Below are 18,044 nucleotides of genomic sequence, written 5' to 3' on the forward strand. Positions count from 1 at the left end.
CCTCGCGATCGCGCTGCGCGCCGCGGGGCACGAGGTGCACAGCGCCTCCGACGTCGTCGACCTGGTGCGCGGAGGCAACGCGGCGGCGATCGAGGCGACCCGGCAGGCGGGCCGCGACGTGGGCGAGGTGCTCGCCACCGTCGTGAACCTCCTCAACCCGTCGATCATCGTGCTGGGCGGCAGCATCGCGCGGGCCGGCGAGCATCTGCTGGCCGGTGTCCGCGAGGTCGTGTACCGCCGCTCGATCCCCCTCGCCACCCAGCACCTGGCCATCGTGCAGTCCCAGGCCGGAGACCGGGCCGCGGTGCTGGGGGCGGCGATCATGGTCGCCCGTGAGGTGCTCTCCCCCGCGAGCGTCGACCGCTATGTCGCGGCGAAGGGGTCGAAGTCGGCCGACAGCGCGCCGACCTGATCGAGCGTGCTGGCCACCTCGACGAAGCGGCGCTGTTCCGCGGCCTCCTCGATCGACAGCAGCGTGTCGAGCACGTGGTACGCGAACTCGCCCGTGGCGACGTGCGGGCGGTCGTCCGCGATCGAGCGGACCATGTCCAACAGGCCGATGCCGCGACCGGCGAGCACGCCCTCCTGGGCGACGTCGACGATCTCCTGCTCCACGGGCTCCGGCGGCACGAAGTGGCGCGCGAGCGGGCGGGTGATCGTGATCGGTCCCCCGAAGGTGTTGGGGTCGGGGATCGTGATCGTGCCCTCGGTCCCGGTGATCTCCACGATGCCCTGCCGCACGAGGGGCGAGTCGGTGCTGTAGAGGCTCTGGGCCTGACCGCCGCCCTCGAAGTCGAGCAGCACGCTCAGCGTCGACGGGATCTCGACGGGGAACTCCTGCCCGGCGAGCTCACCGACCTGCACCCGCCTGGTCGGCGCACCCTGCAGCCCGAGCGCGGCGACCGCCGCCACCGGGCCGAACACGTGCACGAGCGTCGAGACGTAGTACGGACCCATGTCGAGCAGCGGACCGGCGCCCTTGGCGTAGAGGAACGCCGGGTTCGGGTGGAAGATCTCCGGTCCCTGCCACTGGAACGTCGTCTGCCCGAACAGCGGCCGCCCGATGTCGCCGCGGGCGATCGCGCGCTTCGCGGTCTGCACCCCGGGGCCGAGCACCGTGTCGGGCGCGGCGCCGATGCGCCGTCCGGCCGCCTCGGCGGTGCGCAGCAGCCGGCTGGCCTCCTCCCGGCTCACGCCGAGCGGCTTCTCCGTCCACACGTGCTTCCCGGCGCGGATGATCGCCTCGGACACCGCGACGTGCGCGGCCGGGATCGTGAGGTTGACGACCACGGCGATGTCGGGGTCGTCGAGCACCACGTCCACGCCGCCCGCCCGCGGCACGCCGTACGCCTCGGCCTGAGCGCGGGCGCGCTCCGGGAGGAGGTCGCCGATCGCGAGCACCCGCACGTCGGGGAACCGGGTCAGGTTCTGCAGGTACTGGTCGCTGATGTTGCCCGCGCCGATGATGCCGACGCCGACCGCGTCGCCTGCGCGCCCCATCAGCCCGCGACCTCCGCGTCGAGGAACCGCCGACTGCGCTCGATCGCGTCGAACAGGTCGCCCTCGTAGTGGTCGAACTCCACGATGGCGAGCTCGAGCGCGGGGGCCGCCGCGATGGCCGCCACGAGCGGGACGGCGCCGTCGCCCGCGGGCACCTGGTCCGCCGGCGGGTAGGCGTCGAGCAGGGCGGGGTCGAGCGTGCCGTCCTTGGCGTGCACCGCGATCACGCGGTCGCCCAGGCGCTCCAGCAGGGCCACGGGGTCGACCCCACCGCGCGCCACCCAGTAGAGGTCCACCTCCAGCACCACGCGGTCGTCGAGCAGGCCCGCCAGCACCTCCAGACCCGTCACGCCGTCGAACGCGGCCTCGAGCTCGTGGGCGTGGTTGTGGTAGCCGACGCGCACGCCCATCGCGGCGCCGACCTCGGCCGCGGCGTTGAGCAGTCGGGCGGTCTCGGCGATCTGCTCCACCGACTCCCAGCGGGCAGGTTCGGTGTACGGGTCGATCACGGTGTGCATGCCGAGCGTCTTCGCCGCCGCGAACACCTCGGCGGGCGCGGGCACGGGCAGGGTGGTGCCGCTGCCGTCCGGGTTGACGAACGACTCCGACGCCAGGAACGCGTGTCCGGAGGGCGCGGTGAGACCGGCGGCGGCGAGCGCGGCGGCCATCGCCTCGGCCCTGCGCACGAAGTCGTACGGCTCGGCCGCCGTGAACCCGCGCGCGGCGACGGCGGCGAGAGTGCCGTCGAGGTCGGCCTCCAGCTGCTCGCGGATGGTGAACAGCTGCAGGGACGTCTGGATCGTCATCGGTCGTGCTCCTCGGGTCGTCGGCGACTCGCGGGTGGTGCCCCGCGCTGGCACGCTATCACCGAATACCTCCACATGGAAGTTTTGGTCGCACTAGACTCGGGCCATGCCCCCCTCCTCCGCCGACGGTCCGGAGCGCCCACGCGCCCGCGGCGCCTACGCCAAGGGGATCGCGCGTCGGCAGGAGATCCTCGACCGCGCGATCGAGGTGTTCGCGACCCGCGGCGCCGACCGCACGAGCCTGCGCGCGATCGCCAGCGAGGTCGGCGTCACGCACGCCGCGCTCACGCACTACTTCGGCTCCCTGGAGGAGCTCCTGGTCGCTGTCTACCGCGAGAGCAACGCCCCGGGTCGGCACCCCGAGGCGCGAGACGACGCGACGCCCGTGGAGAGCATGATCCTGTCGGCCAGGGTCAACCGCGAGGTGCCAGGACTCGTGCAGCTGTACTCGGCCCTGGTGGCCTCCGCGCTCGAGGAGGGCCATCCGGCGGCGAGGGAGTTCGCCACCGACCGGTTCGCGCGACTGCGAGCGAGCATCGCCGCGACCGTGCGGCAGCAGCAGCGCGAGGGGCGCATCCGCGACGACGCCGACCCCGAGGCGGTCGCGGCCCTGGTCATCGCCGCCTCGGACGGCCTGCAGACGCAGTGGCTGCTCGACCCCGACGCCCCGCAGCACGAGGCGCTGACACTGCTGGACCGCCTGCTCCGCCCCACCTCGGGTGCCGAGCCCCGACCACCGGAGGATGACCGCGCATGAGCACAGGACGGGTCGTGGTGGGCGGGTCCACCGGGTTCATGGGGCAGTACCTCACGGAGCGCCTGCGCGGACAGGGGCGGGAGGTCGTGACGGTCTCTCGCGCGGGCGCCGATCTCGCCTGGACCGATCAGGCCGGGATCGACGCGGCGGTCGAGGGTTCCGCGCTCGTCCTCGGCCTCGCGGGCAAGAGCGTCAACTGCCGGTACACGCCGGCGAACCGCGCCGAGATCTTCCGCTCCCGGCTCGACACCACCGCCGCCCTGCGCACCGCGATCGCGCGCGCCTCGACCCCGCCCGCCCTGTGGATCAACTCGTCCACCGCGACGATCTACCGCCACGCCGAGGACCGGCCGATGACCGAGGCGGACGGCGAGCTCGGCAGCGGCTTCTCGGTCGAGGTCGCGAAGGCCTGGGAGCGGGAGCTGTTCGCGGGCGCGCTGCCCGGCACGCGCCGCGTCGCCCTGCGCAGCACGATCGTGCTGGGCGACGGCGGAGTGCTCGGACCGCTGCGCACCCTCGCCCGCCTGGGCCTCGGTGGTCCGCAGTACGACGGGCGCTGGCCGGTGAGCCGTGCGCGCCGGGCGGCGGGCACCGCGCATCGGTTCGGCGCGCGCCGCGGTCGCCAGCGGTTCAGCTGGATCCACCTCGACGATGTGGCGCGGATCGTGGAGTTCCTGGAGCAGACGCCGGCGCTGGAGGGTCCGGTCAACGCCGCGTCGCCGAACCCCGTGGACAACGTCGCCTTCATGGCGGCCGTGCGTCGCGCGCTGGGGGTGCGTTTCGGCCCGCCGACGCCGCGGTGGATGCTGGAGCTGGGCGCGATCGGCATCCGCACCGAGACCGAGCTCGTCTTGAAGAGCCGGTGGGTGCTGCCCGAGAAGCTCCGTGCCGCGGGCTTCACATTCCGCCATCCCGACCTCGACGAGGCGCTGCGTTCCTCGTTCGCCGCCTCGACCTGATCGCAGCCCGGCACGCGATCAGGTCCGCCTCCGGCGAGGGTCACACCGAACGCTGCAGGGCCGGGAACGTCCAGCTCCCGTCGAGGAGCTTGGGCCGCGGACGGTACAGACGCACGAGGTAGTTCCATCCCTCCGGGATCGGGATCACGTTCGGCACGCCGTCGGGGTGATCGCCGAACCGCACCGTGATGGCGCCGTCGTCGTCCGGGACTCCGGTGATGTTGTTGATCGTGTAGGCACCGCGGTCGTTCGGCTCGAAGAAGCCGTCGGCGTTGTACACCGAGATGGACCAGAACCCGTCCACGGGAACGTCGATCACCCGGAGTTCGTACCGCCCCCGCGGCAGCCGCGGGTCGACTCCGATGTACTGAGCCTCCCAGGAGGGCAGCCCTCCCCATCCCGCCGCGGTTCCGATCAGGTGCCGGATCGGATCGACTTCGGCCTCGGCTCCGAACATGCGGTCGAAGCCGCGCAGGTTCCGCGCAAGAGTCAACAGCGCCCCGCGTGTCTCGTCCAGGTCCGCGGGGTCGTCGCCGGGGAGGGGGAACGGTTCGGCGGACGCACTGTCGATCCCGAGCTGATCCTGGAGCGCCGTCACGACGGCCACGTCTGCCTGGTCTTCCGGGTCGACGAGGATGCGCACCGCGACCACGACGTAGGGTGTGCCGAACCGCTCGGTGGTCAGCCGGTACTCTCCGGGGTCGTGGAAGACGGCGTCCACGTAGTGGCGTTCGTTGACGACCATCGCCGAGAGGTAGCGATCGCCGTGGTCCGGGATCGTGAGCGTCGCCCCCGCGCGGATGTCGACGACGGCGAAGCTGTAGAGCGTGTCGCGGTTGAGCCGGATGACCGTCTGATGCTCGATCGCGGCCGGCTCCCTGTTGTGTCGGAACCGGTTCACGCCCCCGGCATCGCGCTGCAGGTCGGACATCATGCGGTGGGTCTCGGCGACGGCGAAGTTCTCCACGTTCACGGGTGCGCTCATACCGGCATGATGGCACCGACGCGCACCCCGAGCCAGGATCGTCTCGAACGGCCGGTCTCCGAACCGTCTACGCTCCCGCCGCGGGCGCGTCGCCGTCGTCGCGTCGCCGCTTCTCGAGTTCCTCGCGCAACCGCCACTCCTCGATCTCGCGGTCGAGGTCGGCGATCTGCTGCTCCGTCGTGCGGGTGTCGCGGGGCCGGGAGGGGGGCGCCGTCACGGTGGGTGCGGCGGGTCGTTCGGCCCTCCGCATCCGGGGGATCGCGACGCCGCCCTCGCCGTACTCGCGTCCGAGCGCGAACCACAGCAGGCTTCCGACGAGCGGCAGCAGGATCACGATGATCAGCCACACCATCTTGGGCAGGTGCTTCACCTGCCCGTCGTCGCGGGTGATGATGTCGATCAGCGCACCGACCATCAGCGCGATGATCAGCAGCGAGAACAGGAACGGCATGAGTTCAGGGTAGACGACGGGTCGTGCGCCGCGCCGCCCTAGGGCAGGAGATGCCCGGCGGCGCGGAACAGCTCGTACCACTCGGGCCGCGTGAGGACGACGTCGGCGCCGGCCGCCGCGTCCCGCACGCGCTCGGGGGTCGTGGTCCCCAGCACGACCTGCATCCCGGCGGGGTGCCGCGTGATCCACGCGGTGGCGATCGCGATCGGCTCGACGCCGTACTGGGCCGCGAGCCGGTCGATCACGGCGTTCAGCTCGGCATACTCCGGACTCCCCAGGAAGACACCGGCGTCGGTGCCGCTCTGGAACGGCGACCACGCCTGCACCGTGATGCCGTTCAGTCGGCAGTAGTCAACGATGCCCCCGCCGTCCCGCACGATGCTCTGGTCGTGTCCGCCGATGTTCGCTGCGACCGGCTGCGCGATGATCGGCGCGTGGGTGAGCGACAGCTGCAGCTGGTTGGCGATCAGGGGCTGGCGGACGGCCGTGCGGAGCAGGTCGATCTGCGACGGGGTGTGATTCGAGACGCCGAACGCCCTGACCTTGCCGGAGGACTCGAGGTGGTCGAACGCGCGCGCGACCTCGTCGGGCTCGACGAGCGCGTCCGGTCGGTGCAGCAGCAGGACGTCGATGCGATCGGTGCGCAGCGCCGCGAGCGATCCCTCGACCTGGGTGACGATGTGCTCGTAGGAGAAGTCGAACATCCCCTGCGTCGGCACGATGCCGCACTTGGTCTGCAGCACGATCTCGTCGCGCTCGCCCGGGCTGAGGGCGAGCGCCTCCGCGAAGCGGGCCTCACAGCGGTGCATCGCACCGCCGTAGATGTCGGCGTGGTCGAAGAAGTCGATGCCGGCCTCGCGGGCTGTCGCATACAGCGCGCGGATGTGGGCGTCGTCCTTGTCGGCGATACGCATCATCCCGGCGATGACGGCGGGGGCGGTGGCGGTTCCGAAGGGCACGGTCTTCATGGTCGCCACGCTATCGCGCACTCACGGGTCCACGGCAGTCGAGAACGGCAGGAGGTCCGTCACCGGGATGTCGAGCGCCGCCGCGATGCGCGCGAGGTCGACCATGGTGAAGTCCACGCGCGCGTCGAAGAGGTCGTGCAGTCGACGAGCGGAGATGCCTGATCGATCCGCCAGCCGGTCGAGCGACACTCCGGCGTGCAGTCGCGCCGCCTCCACCGTCGATGCCATCGTGTGACTCAGTTCTGTCCCCATACGCCGACACTACCCCCACACGCGGACGCTCACTCGGGAAGAATGAACCGATATGACGGCATCTTGGTCTCGGAGCGCTGCTAGGGTGTGCCGAATGAGGACACCTGCCGAGCAGTTCAACGAGGCCGTCGGGCGGCAGATGCGGGCCGAGATCGCCGCCGCGCGCAGCAGCATCGCGGCGATGGCGCGCAGCGTGGGGATCGCACGCAGCGCCCTCGACAACTACGTCACCGGAAAGCGCGCGATCCCGGTGCCCGTGGTCTATGCCGTGTGCGCGACTCTCGGGATCGAGCCGCACGTCCTGGTCGCGAGAGCCGAGGAGCGCCTCGACGCCGACGGCACCACCGCCATCATCACTCCCCTGCGCCGCACCGCCGATGTCGCCACCCCGCGCGACAATACCCGCGAGGTCGCCTTCGAATCCGACGAGCGGCACGACGCCGACACCGACGACCTCTACGACTGACGCCGACGACCGTGGGAGGACGCACATGCAGCAGCTCCTCCTGCGCGCCGAAGACCTCGGTCTGCGCGTGATCGAGCGCCCGGGACGCACGCGTGGCGGGTTCGACCCCGCGACCGGCACCATCCGCCTCGCGCCGGGCATGAGCAGACGGACGGCCCGCAGCGTGCTGGCGCATGAGCTGGGTCACGCACATCTCGGTCATCGACCCACCGAGGTCCCCCACACCCGCGAACGCCAGGAACGGGCGGCGGACGAGTGGGCCGCCCGGCTCCTCCTCACACCGCAGGCGTATGCCGCCGCCGAGCGGGCTCGCGGCGCGCACCTCGCGAGCCTCGCCTTCGAGCTCGATGTCACGGTCGAGATCGTCGTCGCCTTCCAGCGTCTGCTGCGCCAGGGGACCACCGCGACCCGGGCGGCGTGAGGTCCACCCGCATCGCGCTGGTTGAATGGGGACATGGCCTTCCTCGTCCCGCCCGCCCCCGTGACCCTGACCGGCGACCTCGTCGAGCTGCGTCCCCTCGATCGCTCCCACATCGACGGGCTGGTCGACGCCGTCCGCGAGGGCGAGCTGTGGAAGACGGCGTGGTACACGTCGGTCCCGGAGCCCGACGGCGTGGCCGCGGAGGTGGATCGGCGGCTCGGGCTCGTCGACCGCGGCGAGATGCTGCCGTTCACCGCGATCGACGCGAGCGGACGGATCCTCGGCCTCACGTCGTACTACGACATCGTCGCCGACGTGCCCCGGCTCCACATCGGCTACACCTGGAACCGCCCGTCCGCGCATGGAACCGGAACCAACGCGGAGTCGAAGCTGCTGCTCCTGCGGCACGCGTTCGAAACGCTCGGGGTGTTCCGCGTCGGGCTCACCACGCAGTGGGTCAACTTCCAGTCGCGCACGGCGATCGAGCGACTGGGCGCCAAGCAGGACGGCGTGATGCGCGCGATGAGTCGTTACCGCAACGGCGCGCTCCGCGACAGCGTCGAGTACTCCATCATCGAGCCCGAGTGGCCCGCGGTCCGGGCGAACCTGGAGGCGCGGTTGTCCCGTCGGCGCTGAGCGATCGCGCCGACGGGTCGGCCTTACTCGGTCGGGCTGCCGGTCCAGTTCTTGGAGCGGCGCGTGGCCGAACCGCGCTGCCGCATCGCGAAACCGAGGGCGAGCGAGACCAGGATGATGCCGGCGCAGAAGGTGAGCGCGGCGGCGGTGTCGGGAAGCTCGTGCGCGATCCCCAGCAGCCAGAAGCCCCCGAGGAAGAGGATCATGAAGAACAAGAAGCTGAGGATCACGGGATCTCCTGTCGTCGGTGCCCTACCAGGATAGCCCGGGCCCGGGAAGGCCCTGTGCCGCGGTCTCCGGGCCTGGTGTGATCGTCGCATGACCAGTACGCTCACCGCCCTCGCGATCTCCTGCACCCTCAAGCCCTCCCCCGCGGAGTCGAGCTCCGACCTCCTCGCGCGCCAGCTGCTCGACGCCCTGTCCGCGCACGACGTCTCCGGCGACATGGTGCGGGCCGTCGACTTCGACATCCGTCCCGGTGTCGAGAAGGACATGGGCGACGGCGACCAGTGGCCCGCCCTGCGACGGCGGATGCTGGCGGCGGACATCCTCGTGTTCGTGACGCCGACCTGGATGGGCCAGCACTCGAGCGTGGCGCAGCGCGTGCTCGAGCGGCTCGACGCCGAGCTGAGCGAGACCGACGACCAGGGCCGCCCGATCCTATTCGACAAGGTCGCGATCGCCGGCGTGCTCGGAAACGAGGACGGCGCCCACCACATCTCGGCGATCCTGTTCCAGGCGCTCGACGACATCGGCTACACGATCCCCGCCCAGGCCTCGGTGTACTGGAACGGCGAGGCGATGCAGACGGTCGATTACAAAGACCTCGAGGAGACCCCGGAGAAGGTGGCCTCGGCCATCCAGACGGCCGCGCGCAACGCGGCACACCTCGCACGGCAGCTGACCGCGCAGCCGTACCCGGCATCCTGACGCGAGGACACCCGCCGCGGCGCCCTCACCCCGTCGCCGCGAGGCGCCGGCGCCAGTAGTCGATCTCCGCCTTCGACCGTGGATGGCTGAGGGGATCGACCGCGGCATCGGCGTCGTCGAGCCACGCCTGCGCGGAGAGCCGGTCCCCGGCCACGCACGACAGGGCGCCGAGCGCGATGCCGGGCGTGAACGGTCGGGTGCGCAGGTGGAGCGTCGTCTCGGTGTGGCCGGTCACCGGATCCCGCACGCCCTCCGCAGCCGGGATGCCCTCCCCTGTGGTGAGCACCGCCGCGAGCCGAGCCCGGTCGCCGCAGGCGCCCAGGAACGGCACGATGGCCGAGCGCACGCGGGCGGCCAGCCGCTCGAGGGTGTCCTCCTCCGCGAACCACGCGCTCTCCACGATCGACACATCGAGCTGGTAGGGCTTCACCCGCTGCGGGTCGCGGTGGGCGGCGACGCCGTCCTCCGGATGCAGCGCCGGGAACAGCACGCCGTAGTGCACGCTCATGTGCAGGCCGCTGGAGAAGAAGTCGACGACCTCGACGCGGTCCTCCACGGTCCGCCGCCACGTGCGCCCCGACTTGCGGAAGCCGAATCCGCGCATCGTGCCGTCGACGTGGTCGCGCAACAGTCGATCGACCTCACCACGCAGCACCCGGGGGATCGGATTCGCCTTGGCCCGCACGGCCGCCGCTTTCTCCCGCTTCAGGTCGTCGTCGCGCGTCGCCGCTCGGGCCGTCGCCTCCGAGCCGAGCGCCGTTCCGATGCGCTTCACCAGATCGCGGCGTGCGATGCTCTCCAGCAGCGCCTCGAGCTCTGCGGTGTCGGCGGGCGCCTCGCGCTGCACCAGACTGTCGATCGCCGCGGTCGCCACCCGCAGGGCGAGCGACTCGGTCTGCGGGGGTCGGGTGGCGGCGCCCTGGCGGGCGAGCGCGCCGAGTAGCGGCGCGGGTACGTCGTCCGAGGACAGCCAGCGCGCGGCGACGACGGCCGCGCGCACGAGATCCTCGTTCGACGGCGTGAAGAGGTGGCCGTCCGCGGCCACCCCGGTCTCGGCTGCGGCGCGTATCCACTCGCGCACCAGACGGCGGCCGGCGTCGGACTGCACGTGCTGCCGCGCCTGGCGCTGCCAGGTCTGGGACGGCGCCTTGTGTCCGAGCGCGGCCAGGTGACGCACGATCGGTTCGATGTCATCCACGGGCAGCGCGCGGGCGAGTCGTCGTGCCGACTCGGCCCACTCGTCTCCGTCGTCGACCACCGTGAGGTCGAGGACTCCCGACGGCAGGAACGAGGCCCGCAGGCGGCGCGCGACCTTGAGATCCTTGTCGACGCCGTAGCGCGAGGCGAACCGTCCGGACATCAGCCCGTCGAGGTGCTGCACGCTGGCCTCGAGCGCCTCATACAGCTCGGCATCCCGATGCCCGGCGTCCATCGCCGTCTCGGCTCCGCGCAGCGCCGGGGCGCACACATAGCTCATGGCATCGATGGCGAGCGCGGCGCGCAGGGCGAACGCCGCGGTCTCCGCGTCCCAGGGCAGCTTCTTGCGCGGGAGGGAGCGGATGAGATCGTCTTCGGCCGATCGATGCCGCCACCCGTTCACGAGCTGCGGGCTGACGTCCATGATCAGCAGCAGCGCGACGAGCTGGAGGCGCGGTGTCGACGCTCTCCCGGCGAAGGCCTCCGCCCAGTCGGTGTCCGACGACACGGGACGACCGAGGGCCTCCCCCAGCTCACGGCGCAGTGCCTCGCGGGTCAGTGCCACGCCGGCACCGCCGAGCGCTTACTCGGCGGGACCATCGATGACTTCGTCGACCAGGCTGATACCTCCGGACGAGCTCGCCTCGACCATCAGCGCCTGGATCCACTTCACGTTGAGCTGCGGGGTCTCCGGCTCCTCGAACGTGAACCGGAGCGGGATGGACGGGTGCAGCCAGATGGTCGAGCGACCGGGGGTGTCGCCCTCCGGGTGACGCCAGGAGAGCGTGAAGCTCTCGTTGCGGCGGAGCTTGGTCGCGATCGCGACCTTGAGGTGTGCGAGGGCGCGGTCCTCGATCTGGATCTCGCTGCCGCTCCCGTACTGCATGGTTCCCATGCCACGACTGTAGCGGGCGGCTCTCCCGCATGCGAAGGCCGTGCTGCGCTCGCGGGAGGAGGACTCGTCCGGGGCTGTCAAGGCCCTGGGCCCGGCGCGGTGCGGGTGTAGGTTCCGCGCATGGAGACGATCAGAGTGGGTCTCGTCGCGGATCCGGCGTCGCCCACCGCCGTTGCGCGCCGGATGACCGGCCTCACTCCACCGCTCGCCGCCGAGGCCGACGGATGGATCGTCGAGCTCGTCAGCGAGCCGTTCACCCTCGGGTCGGAGGATGTCGACGTCGCTCTCGAGCGACTCCGCTCGCACGCCGATCAGCACGGGTGGGACCTCGTCATCGGCGTCACCGAGCTTCCGCTCCGCGACGACGACGGCCGCTATCTCCTGGCAGCGGTCCACCCTCGACGGCGCTCCGCCGTCCTGTCGCTTCCCGCACTGGGAGGGTTCCGGGTGCAGCGCCGCGCACGACACGCGGTTCGGGGCCTCGTGGACGGGATGGCTGAACCCGTCTCGCCGGAAGAGCAGCGCCTGCCGCTCCCCCGGCTCAGCGCCCGGGGGCGTGTGCTCCTGGGCATGGTGCTGGCCAACCGCCCGTGGCGGCTCGCCGCGGGTCTCAAATCGGCGCTCGTCGCCGCCCTCGCCACCGGCGCGGTGGCGACCATCGAGCCGACCGTGTGGTCTCTCGCCCTCTCGCTGTCGCCCTGGCGCCTGGTGGCGGCGACGGTGGCCTCGATCGCGATCATCATCGCCTGGATCGTGATCGACGGCAGGCTGTGGGACCGACCCGACGACGACTCGCCCGCGGCGCGGGAGCGATCCCGTCTCTACAACACCTCGACGCTGCTGACCCTCACCGTCGGGATCGTCATCTGCTATCTGACGCTCTACGTCGTGAACCTGGCATGGGCGCTGTTCGTCCTCGACCCCGCGGTCATGAGTGAAGACCTCGGGCGGTCCGTCGAGTTCGGCGATCTGTTCGTGCTCACCTGGTTCGTCGCGTCGGCGGCGACTGTCGGCGGGGCGTTGGGCACCGGCCTGGAGTCCGACGAGGCGATCCGGGCCGCCACGTACTCCAAGCGCGAGGAGGAGCGCCGCGCCCGGTTGGCCGACGAGCGCGACGCCCGGTGACGACTGCCGGGTGCACGTCCACGCGGAAGGGCCCCGCCACCTGCTCATGGTGAGCGGGTCGCGGGGCCTATCGATCGTCGACGTCGGCCGGGGGACTCAGAAGTCCCAGTCGTCGTCTTCCGTGGCCTCGGCCTTGCCGATGACGTACGAGGAGCCCGACCCCGAGAAGAAGTCGTGGTTCTCGTCCGCGTTCGGGGAGAGCGCCGACAGGATCGCGGGGTTCACGTTGGTGACCGTCGAGGGGAACATCGCCTCGTAGCCCAGGTTCATCAGGGCCTTGTTGGCGTTGTAGTGCAGGAACTTCTTGACGTCCTCGGTCAGGCCGACGCCGTCGTAGAGGTCCTGCGTGTACTGCACCTCGTTGTCGTACAGCTCGTACAGCAGCGAGAACGTGTAGTCCTTCAGCTCGTCCTTGCGCGCCTGGTCGAGCGTCTCGAGCCCGCGCTGGAACTTGTAGCCGATGTAGTAGCCGTGCACGGCCTCGTCACGGATGATGAGGCGGATGAGGTCGGCGGTGTTGGTGAGCTTCGCCCGGCTCGACCAGTGCATCGGCAGGTAGAAGCCCGAGTAGAAGAGAAAGCTCTCCAGCAGGGTCGAGGCGACCTTCCGCTTGAGCGGGTCGTCGCCGCGGTAGTAGTCCGTGACGATCTGCGCCTTCTTCTGCAGGTTCGGGTTCTCCACCGACCAGCGGAACGCCTCATCGATCTCCTTCGTCGAGCACAGCGTCGAGAAGATCGACGAGTAGCTCTTCGCGTGCACCGACTCCATGAACGCGATGTTCGTGTAGACGGCCTCCTCGTGCGGCGTGATCGCATCGGGGATGAGCGACACGGCGCCCACGGTGCCCTGGATGGTGTCGAGCAGCGTCAGGCCGGTGAACACCCGCATCGTGAGCGTCTGCTCGTCGGGGGTGAGCGTGTTCCACGACTGGATGTCGTTCGACAGCGGCACCTTCTCGGGCAGCCAGAAGTTGTTCACCAGGCGGTTCCAGACCTCGAGGTCCTTGTCGTCCTGGATGCGGTTCCAGTTGATCGCCTGCACGCTGTCGACCAGCTTGAGGGGTTCGTGCGGAGTCATTTCTCGTTGTTCCTTGGGGTGCGGAGGCCGGTCAGAGCATGCAGGAGACGCACTCGGTCATGTCGGTGCCCTCGAGCGCCAGCTGACGCAGGCGGATGTAGTAGATCGTCTTGATGCCCTTGCGCCACGCGTAGATCTGCGCCTTGTTGATGTCACGCGTGGTGGCGGTGTCCTTGAAGAACAGCGTCAGCGACAGACCCTGGTCGACGTGCTGCGTGGCCGCGGCGTACGTGTCGATGACCTTCTCGTAGCCGATCTCGTACGCGTCCTGGTAGTACTCCAGGTTGTCGTTCGTCATGAACGCCGCCGGGTAGTACACGCGACCGAGCTTGCCCTCCTTGCGGATCTCGATCTTCGACGCGATCGGGTGGATCGACGACGTGGAGTTGTTGATGTAGGAGATCGAGCCCGTGGGCGGCACGGCCTGCAGGTTCTGGTTGTAGATACCGTGCTCCTGGATCGACGCCTTCAGCGCGGCCCAGTCCTCCTGCGTCGGGATGTGCTTGCCGGCGAAGAGCTCCTTGACCTTCTCGGTCTCGGGAACCCACGCGCGCTCGATGTACTTGTCGAAGAACTCCCCCGACGCGTAGGTCGAGTCCGCGAACCCGTCGAACGTGGTTCCGCGCTCGATGGCGAGGTTGTTCGAGGCGCGCAGCGCGTGGAACAGCACCGTGTAGAAGTAGATGTTCGTGAAGTCGATGCCCTCCTCCGAACCGTAGAACACGTGCTCGCGGGCGAGGTACCCGTGCAGGTTCATCTGGCCGAGGCCGATCGCGTGGGAGCGGTCGTTGCCGTCTTCGATCGAGCGCACCGAGCCGATGTGACTCTGGTCGCTGACCGCGGTGAGCGCGCGGATCGCGGTCTCGACCGTCTGGCCGAGGTCGTCGGCGTCCATCGACAGCGCGATGTTCATCGAGCCGAGGTTGCACGAGATGTCCTTGCCGATGCTGTCGTACGACAGGTCGTCGTTGTACGTGGTCGGCGTGTTCACCTGCAGGATCTCGCTGCACAGGTTGGACATGTTGATGCGCCCCTTGATGGGGTTGGCCTTGTTGACCGTGTCCTCGAACATGACGTACGGGTAGCCGGACTCGAACTGGATCTCGGCGACGGTCTGGAAGAACTCGCGGGCGTTGATCTTCGTCTTCTTGATGCGCGGGTCGTCGACCATCTCGCGGTACTTCTCGGTGACCGAGATGTCGCCGAACGGCACGCCGTAGACCTTCTCGACGTCGTACGGCGAGAACAGGTACATGTCCTCGTCGTTCTTGGCGAGCTCGAACGTGATGTCGGGCACGACCACGCCGAGCGACAGCGTCTTGATGCGGATCTTCTCGTCGGCGTTCTCGCGCTTGGTGTCGAGGAACCGCATGATGTCGGGGTGGTGCGCGTTGAGGTACACCGCGCCGGCGCCCTGACGCGCGCCGAGCTGGTTGGCGTAGCTGAAGCTGTCTTCGAGCAGCTTCATGACGGGGATGATGCCGGACGACTGGTTCTCGATCTGCTTGATCGGCGCACCGGCCTCGCGGATGTTCGACAGGAGCAGGGCGACGCCGCCGCCGCGCTTCGAGAGCTGCAGCGCGGAGTTGATGCCGCGGGCGATCGACTCCATGTTGTCTTCGATGCGCAGCAGGAAGCAGCTGACGAGTTCGCCGCGCTGCGCCTTGCCCGCGTTGAGGAACGTGGGGGTGGCCGGCTGGAAGCGACCGGAGATGATCTCCTCGACCAGGTTGACCGCGAGCTTCTCGTCGCCGTCGGCCAGGGCGAGGGCCGTCATCACGACGCGGTCCTCGAAGCGCTCCAGGTAGCGCTTGCCGTCGAACGTCTTGAGCGTGTAGCTCGTGTAGTACTTGAACGCGCCGAGGAACGTCTCGAAGCGGAACTTCTTGGAGTAGGCCAGGTCGTTGAGCTTCTGCACGAAGTCGAACGAGTACTTCTCGATGACCGCACCCTCGTAGTACTCCTTCTCCACGAGGTAGTCCAGGCGCTCACGGAGCGAATGGAAGAAGACGGTGTTCTGGTTCACGTGCTGCAGGAAGTACTCCCGCGCGGCGCGCTTGTCGGCGTCGAACTGGATCTTGCCGTTCGCGTCGTACAGGTTGAGCATCGCGTTGAGGGCGTGATAGTCGAGCCCCTCGTATGCGGGGTTCACCTTGAAGGCCACCGTCTCGGTCACTGAAGTTCCCACCGTCGTTCCAATCCGTCGCTCACGCGATCCACGTCGTCCTGTGTGCCGAAGATCTCGAGCCGATACAAGTGAGGCACGTGGCACTTGCGGCTGATGATGTCGCCGGCGAGGCAGAACGCGTCGCCGAAGTTGGTGTTGCCCGCGGAGATCACTCCGCGGATGTGGCGCCGATTGCGCTCGTCGTTGAGGAACCGGATCACCTGTTTGGGCACCGCGCCCTTCTCGACGCCGCGCCCCGCACCCCCACCGTAGGTGGGGGTGACCAGCACGAAGGGCTCGTCAACGACGAGGTCTTCGTCCGTGCGGTGAAGGGGGATGCGTCGGGCGGGGAACCCGAGTTTCTCGATGAAGCGCGCGGTGTTACCCGACACGCTCGAGAAGTAGACCAGGAGCGGCGCTGCGGTCGCGACGGCGCTCATGGCCGATCACGCCAGGCGGGAGGCGAGCTCGTCGATCTTGTCGGGACGGAAGCCCGACCAGTGGTCCTCGTCGGTGACGACGACCGGCGCCTGCATGTAGCCGAGCGCCTTGACCTGCTCCAGGGCCGTCGGGTCCTCCGACAGGTCGTGGATCTCGTACTCGATGCCCTTGGCGTCGAGGGCGCGGTAGGTGGCGTTGCACTGAACGCAGGAAGGCTTGGTGTAGACCGTGATCGACATCTGATTCCCCTCGAATCTCTGGTTTCTCCGGCAGGCCCCCGCCGGGATCTCAATACTACATATGGGTGCGGACATTCGGAGTGACCACAAGGGGTAGTAGTTACATCCGTGTAGTTTTTCCACCGCTCTCCACTGATACAACACAGGTTCTCCACCGTTTCTTCCACAGGCGGAGGTGCGCTCGCCGCCCTCCCGAACCGCGTGAAATCGCGGCTGGGAAGACGCTGGGAGAGATCCATCCACAGGGGGCACCGTACGCCGGGCCTCGGACATCCGAATGCCTGTGGAATTCGCTCTTCGGCGTGTCGCGGGCGTGTCGCGGCGTGTCGTCCCCGACGCCGTCTCCGCAGCCCCCTCGCGGGCCGGTACCGTTGTCGGGTGGCGGGCTATCGGGATCTCCTTCGCACGCCGGGAGTCGGGCGCATGATCGCCGCCCAGCTCACCGCGCGGTTCCCCAACGGGATGATGTCTTTGGCGATCCTGCTGCACGTCGAACAGCAGACCGGCTCCTACGGATCGGCCGGTCTCGTGCTCGCCGCGACCAGCGTCGGGCAGGCCGTCGCCGGGCCGATCACCAGCCGCTGGATGGGCGCGTGGGGCATGCGTCGCGTGCTCACCCTCACCCTGACGGTGTGCGTGCTCGCCGTGCTCGGCCTGGCCGTCCTCCCGCTCTCGGTGCCGGGATACATGGCGCTCGGCATGGTCGCCGGGCTCTCCACCCCTCCCGTGCAGGCCGCTGTGCGCACGATCTACCCCAAGCTCGTCAACGCCCGTCAGCTCACCCCGCTCTTCTCGCTCGACGCCTCGCTGCAGGAGATCATCTGGGTGCTCGCCCCCGTCGTCATCACCCTGGTCTCCACCCAGATCGGCACGACCGAAGGGCTGCTGCTGGTCGCGATCGTGCTCGTGGGCGGCGGCGCGTGGTTCATCCTCTCCCCCGAGGTGGGGCGCGTGCGCATCCCGCGCAGCCGCAACGCGCTCGGCACGGTCGTGCTCAAGCCCCCCGTGCTGCTGGCCACCGTGATCGGCTTCCTCCTGATCGGCGCCTGCTCGGCCGTGGAGGTCGGCGTCGTCGCGACATTCGAGCACGGCAGCCTCGCGGCGGGCCTCATCCTCGCGGTGTTCTCGGCGGGCAGCCTGGCCGGAGGCCTCGCGTTCGGCCACATCCCGATCGGCCCGTGGGCCATGGCCCGACGGCTCCTCATCGTCACGGTCGGGCTCGCGCTCACCATGGTCATGCTCAACGCCTTCTGGCTCGGGGGCACCCTGATCCTGGCGGGCATCGGCATCGCCCCCGCGCTCGCGGTCCTGTTCGCCATCACGACCGCGAGCGTCAAGTTCAGCGAGACAGCCGAGGCCTTCGGCTGGGCGGGAACCGGGCAGCTGATCGGCGCCGCCGCGGGGTCCGCCGTCGCGGGCTTCCTCGTCGACGTCGGCGACTGGCGCGGCGCCTACCTCGCCGCCACGATCTTCGCCGGCGTCGGCCTCCTGGTCTCCATCGTCTTCGTCCGCGCCTTCCCCGACCTGCGTCACCGCGACGCGAGCCCGCATCCCGACACCGAACCCCTGGCGGTCACCCCCTCATGAGCCTCCCCGTCCCCTCCCCCGCGCCCGAGATCGTCTGCGTCGGCGAGTCGATGGCCCTGATCACCCCCACCGGCGCACCGCTCGCGGACGCCGACACCGCGACCCTCACCCATGCCGGCGCGGAGGCCAACGTGGCCGTCGGCGTCGCGGCGGCTGGGCACCGCGCCGCCGACGGCCACGTTGGC

General features: G+C 69.7%; 22 protein-coding genes and 1 pseudogene. 10 read left to right on the forward strand and 13 right to left on the reverse strand.

Annotated elements, in window-relative coordinates; all coding sequences use genetic code 11:
* Nucleotides 1-412: ROK family protein (locus tag DW309_RS15320; protein ID WP_136045870.1), on the forward strand; the 412-nt coding region annotated here is incomplete at its 5' end.
* On the opposite strand, the gene DW309_RS15325 is transcribed toward DW309_RS15320, so the two are convergent.
* Nucleotides 364-1,500, reverse strand: a complete 1,137-nt coding sequence (locus DW309_RS15325) for a Gfo/Idh/MocA family protein (protein ID WP_136045871.1) — start codon at nt 1,498-1,500, stop codon at nt 364-366. The two genes, DW309_RS15320 and DW309_RS15325, sit on opposite strands and share 49 nt — an antisense overlap.
* A complete protein-coding gene (locus DW309_RS15330) occupies nt 1,500-2,306 on the reverse strand; it encodes a sugar phosphate isomerase/epimerase family protein (RefSeq protein WP_136045872.1) in 807 nt (268 codons plus the stop codon). Before DW309_RS15330 ends, DW309_RS15325 begins: the two co-directional genes overlap by 1 nt.
* Before the next feature lie 106 nt (nt 2,307-2,412).
* Here DW309_RS15330 and DW309_RS15335 point away from each other — a divergent pair, with 106 nt between their 5' ends.
* Together DW309_RS15335 and DW309_RS15340 are read left to right on the forward strand one after the other, a co-directional pair.
* Complete coding sequence (locus DW309_RS15335) at nt 2,413-3,063, forward strand: TetR/AcrR family transcriptional regulator (RefSeq protein WP_136045873.1); 651 nt, start codon at nt 2,413-2,415, stop codon at nt 3,061-3,063.
* Entirely contained in the window at nt 3,060-4,022 is a 963-nt protein-coding gene (locus DW309_RS15340; RefSeq protein WP_136045874.1) for an epimerase, read from the forward strand. Before DW309_RS15335 ends, DW309_RS15340 begins: the two co-directional genes overlap by 4 nt.
* 40 nt (nt 4,023-4,062) lie before the next feature.
* Here DW309_RS15340 and DW309_RS15345 read toward each other — a convergent pair whose 3' ends face one another.
* The 4 genes from DW309_RS15345 to DW309_RS15360 all read right to left on the reverse strand — a co-directional run bounded on the left by DW309_RS15345 (nt 4,063) and on the right by DW309_RS15360 (nt 6,678).
* Nucleotides 4,063-5,007: a DUF1254 domain-containing protein gene (locus DW309_RS15345; RefSeq protein WP_136045875.1), complete on the reverse strand. Its 945-nt coding sequence runs from the start codon at nt 5,005-5,007 to the stop codon at nt 4,063-4,065.
* A 67-nt stretch (nt 5,008-5,074) separates the two neighbouring features.
* The gene (locus DW309_RS15350) at nt 5,075-5,458 is read right to left on the reverse strand and encodes a PLD nuclease N-terminal domain-containing protein (protein ID WP_136037193.1); all 384 of its coding nucleotides are present in this window, start codon (nt 5,456-5,458) and stop codon (nt 5,075-5,077) included.
* A 38-nt stretch (nt 5,459-5,496) separates the two neighbouring features.
* On the reverse strand, nt 5,497-6,426 hold the full coding sequence (locus DW309_RS15355; RefSeq protein ID WP_136045876.1) for an aldo/keto reductase: 930 nt from the start codon (nt 6,424-6,426) through the stop codon (nt 5,497-5,499).
* 21 nt (nt 6,427-6,447) lie between these two features.
* Nucleotides 6,448-6,678, reverse strand: coding sequence for a helix-turn-helix domain-containing protein (locus DW309_RS15360; RefSeq protein WP_206253032.1), 231 nt, complete (start codon nt 6,676-6,678; stop codon nt 6,448-6,450).
* A 94-nt stretch (nt 6,679-6,772) separates the two neighbouring features.
* Between DW309_RS15360 and DW309_RS15365 the strand changes: the two genes are divergently transcribed.
* From DW309_RS15365 to DW309_RS15375, 3 genes are read left to right on the forward strand one after another with little or no spacing between them, the layout of a single operon-like run.
* Nucleotides 6,773-7,144: a helix-turn-helix domain-containing protein gene (locus DW309_RS15365; protein ID WP_136031115.1), complete on the forward strand. Its 372-nt coding sequence runs from the start codon at nt 6,773-6,775 to the stop codon at nt 7,142-7,144.
* 25 nt (nt 7,145-7,169) lie between these two features.
* Nucleotides 7,170-7,565 (forward strand): ImmA/IrrE family metallo-endopeptidase, encoded by a 396-nt coding sequence (locus DW309_RS15370; RefSeq protein WP_136031117.1) that lies wholly within the window; start codon nt 7,170-7,172, stop codon nt 7,563-7,565.
* 33 nt (nt 7,566-7,598) lie between these two features.
* Complete coding sequence (locus DW309_RS15375) at nt 7,599-8,201, forward strand: GNAT family N-acetyltransferase (RefSeq protein ID WP_136031120.1); 603 nt, start codon at nt 7,599-7,601, stop codon at nt 8,199-8,201.
* A 23-nt stretch (nt 8,202-8,224) separates the two neighbouring features.
* Here the strand turns inward: DW309_RS15375 and DW309_RS15380 are convergent, their stop codons facing one another.
* Nucleotides 8,225-8,431 carry a hypothetical protein gene (locus DW309_RS15380; protein ID WP_136031122.1) on the reverse strand — a complete coding sequence of 69 codons (207 nt, stop codon included), beginning with the start codon at nt 8,429-8,431 and terminating at the stop codon, nt 8,225-8,227.
* An 88-nt stretch (nt 8,432-8,519) separates the two neighbouring features.
* Here DW309_RS15380 and DW309_RS15385 point away from each other — a divergent pair, with 88 nt between their 5' ends.
* Nucleotides 8,520-9,131: a flavodoxin family protein gene (locus tag DW309_RS15385; protein ID WP_136045878.1), complete on the forward strand. Its 612-nt coding sequence runs from the start codon at nt 8,520-8,522 to the stop codon at nt 9,129-9,131.
* Between the two features lie 25 nt (nt 9,132-9,156).
* Here DW309_RS15385 and DW309_RS15390 read toward each other — a convergent pair whose 3' ends face one another.
* Both DW309_RS15390 and DW309_RS15395 read right to left on the reverse strand, forming a co-directional pair.
* Nucleotides 9,157-10,893 carry a DUF4304 domain-containing protein gene (locus tag DW309_RS15390; protein WP_136045879.1) on the reverse strand — a complete coding sequence of 579 codons (1,737 nt, stop codon included), beginning with the start codon at nt 10,891-10,893 and terminating at the stop codon, nt 9,157-9,159.
* Nucleotides 10,894-10,911: 18 nt separating this feature from the next.
* The gene (locus DW309_RS15395) at nt 10,912-11,223 is read right to left on the reverse strand and encodes a DUF7882 family protein (protein ID WP_136031128.1); all 312 of its coding nucleotides are present in this window, start codon (nt 11,221-11,223) and stop codon (nt 10,912-10,914) included.
* 120 nt (nt 11,224-11,343) lie between these two features.
* Here DW309_RS15395 and DW309_RS15400 point away from each other — a divergent pair, with 120 nt between their 5' ends.
* Nucleotides 11,344-12,348: a hypothetical protein gene (locus DW309_RS15400; protein ID WP_206253023.1), complete on the forward strand. Its 1,005-nt coding sequence runs from the start codon at nt 11,344-11,346 to the stop codon at nt 12,346-12,348.
* Nucleotides 12,349-12,444: 96 nt separating this feature from the next.
* On the opposite strand, the gene nrdF is transcribed toward DW309_RS15400, so the two are convergent.
* Genes nrdF through nrdH form a run of 4 tightly spaced genes read right to left on the reverse strand, consistent with a single transcriptional unit; the run spans nt 12,445 to nt 16,272 of the window.
* Nucleotides 12,445-13,425 (reverse strand): class 1b ribonucleoside-diphosphate reductase subunit beta, encoded by a 981-nt coding sequence (nrdF, locus tag DW309_RS15405; protein ID WP_136031130.1) that lies wholly within the window; start codon nt 13,423-13,425, stop codon nt 12,445-12,447.
* 31 nt (nt 13,426-13,456) lie between these two features.
* Entirely contained in the window at nt 13,457-15,601 is a 2,145-nt protein-coding gene (nrdE, locus tag DW309_RS15410) for a class 1b ribonucleoside-diphosphate reductase subunit alpha (RefSeq protein WP_136037132.1), read from the reverse strand.
* Nucleotides 15,598-16,032 (reverse strand): class Ib ribonucleoside-diphosphate reductase assembly flavoprotein NrdI, encoded by a 435-nt coding sequence (nrdI, locus tag DW309_RS15415; protein ID WP_136031133.1) that lies wholly within the window; start codon nt 16,030-16,032, stop codon nt 15,598-15,600. Before nrdI ends, nrdE begins: the two co-directional genes overlap by 4 nt.
* A gap of 6 nt (nt 16,033-16,038) precedes the next feature.
* Complete coding sequence (gene nrdH / locus DW309_RS15420; RefSeq protein ID WP_017202656.1) at nt 16,039-16,272, reverse strand: glutaredoxin-like protein NrdH; 234 nt, start codon at nt 16,270-16,272, stop codon at nt 16,039-16,041.
* A 423-nt stretch (nt 16,273-16,695) separates the two neighbouring features.
* Here nrdH and DW309_RS15425 point away from each other — a divergent pair, with 423 nt between their 5' ends.
* Both DW309_RS15425 and DW309_RS15430 read left to right on the forward strand, forming a co-directional pair.
* Nucleotides 16,696-17,859 (forward strand): MFS transporter, encoded by a 1,164-nt coding sequence (locus DW309_RS15425; protein ID WP_136045880.1) that lies wholly within the window; start codon nt 16,696-16,698, stop codon nt 17,857-17,859.
* Nucleotides 17,856-18,044 (forward strand): annotated as a pseudogene (locus tag DW309_RS15430) (sugar kinase); the annotation flags it as partial. The gene DW309_RS15425 and the pseudogene DW309_RS15430, both read left to right, overlap by 4 nt.

It is taken from the genome of Microbacterium sp. K41 (genome assembly GCF_004794395.1).
In the GTDB taxonomy this organism is placed as follows: domain Bacteria; phylum Actinomycetota; class Actinomycetes; order Actinomycetales; family Microbacteriaceae; genus Microbacterium; species Microbacterium sufflavum.

Coding starts and splice junctions, on each gene's coding strand:
- DW309_RS15325 (WP_136045871.1), bottom strand. CDS start 1,500: ATGGGGCGCGCAGGCGACGCGGTCGGCGTCGGCATCATCGGCGCGGGC.
- DW309_RS15330 (WP_136045872.1), bottom strand. CDS start 2,306: ATGACGATCCAGACGTCCCTGCAGCTGTTCACCATCCGCGAGCAGCTG.
- DW309_RS15335 (WP_136045873.1), top strand. CDS start 2,413: ATGCCCCCCTCCTCCGCCGACGGTCCGGAGCGCCCACGCGCCCGCGGC.
- DW309_RS15340 (WP_136045874.1), top strand. CDS start 3,060: ATGAGCACAGGACGGGTCGTGGTGGGCGGGTCCACCGGGTTCATGGGG.
- DW309_RS15345 (WP_136045875.1), bottom strand. CDS start 5,007: ATGAGCGCACCCGTGAACGTGGAGAACTTCGCCGTCGCCGAGACCCAC.
- DW309_RS15350 (WP_136037193.1), bottom strand. CDS start 5,458: ATGCCGTTCCTGTTCTCGCTGCTGATCATCGCGCTGATGGTCGGTGCG.
- DW309_RS15355 (WP_136045876.1), bottom strand. CDS start 6,426: ATGAAGACCGTGCCCTTCGGAACCGCCACCGCCCCCGCCGTCATCGCC.
- DW309_RS15360 (WP_206253032.1), bottom strand. CDS start 6,678: ATGGGGACAGAACTGAGTCACACGATGGCATCGACGGTGGAGGCGGCG.
- DW309_RS15365 (WP_136031115.1), top strand. CDS start 6,773: ATGAGGACACCTGCCGAGCAGTTCAACGAGGCCGTCGGGCGGCAGATG.
- DW309_RS15370 (WP_136031117.1), top strand. CDS start 7,170: ATGCAGCAGCTCCTCCTGCGCGCCGAAGACCTCGGTCTGCGCGTGATC.
- DW309_RS15375 (WP_136031120.1), top strand. CDS start 7,599: ATGGCCTTCCTCGTCCCGCCCGCCCCCGTGACCCTGACCGGCGACCTC.
- DW309_RS15385 (WP_136045878.1), top strand. CDS start 8,520: ATGACCAGTACGCTCACCGCCCTCGCGATCTCCTGCACCCTCAAGCCC.
- DW309_RS15395 (WP_136031128.1), bottom strand. CDS start 11,223: ATGGGAACCATGCAGTACGGGAGCGGCAGCGAGATCCAGATCGAGGAC.
- DW309_RS15400 (WP_206253023.1), top strand. CDS start 11,344: ATGGAGACGATCAGAGTGGGTCTCGTCGCGGATCCGGCGTCGCCCACC.
- nrdF (WP_136031130.1), bottom strand. CDS start 13,425: ATGACTCCGCACGAACCCCTCAAGCTGGTCGACAGCGTGCAGGCGATC.
- nrdI (WP_136031133.1), bottom strand. CDS start 16,032: ATGAGCGCCGTCGCGACCGCAGCGCCGCTCCTGGTCTACTTCTCGAGC.
- nrdH (WP_017202656.1), bottom strand. CDS start 16,272: ATGTCGATCACGGTCTACACCAAGCCTTCCTGCGTTCAGTGCAACGCC.
- DW309_RS15425 (WP_136045880.1), top strand. CDS start 16,696: ATGATCGCCGCCCAGCTCACCGCGCGGTTCCCCAACGGGATGATGTCT.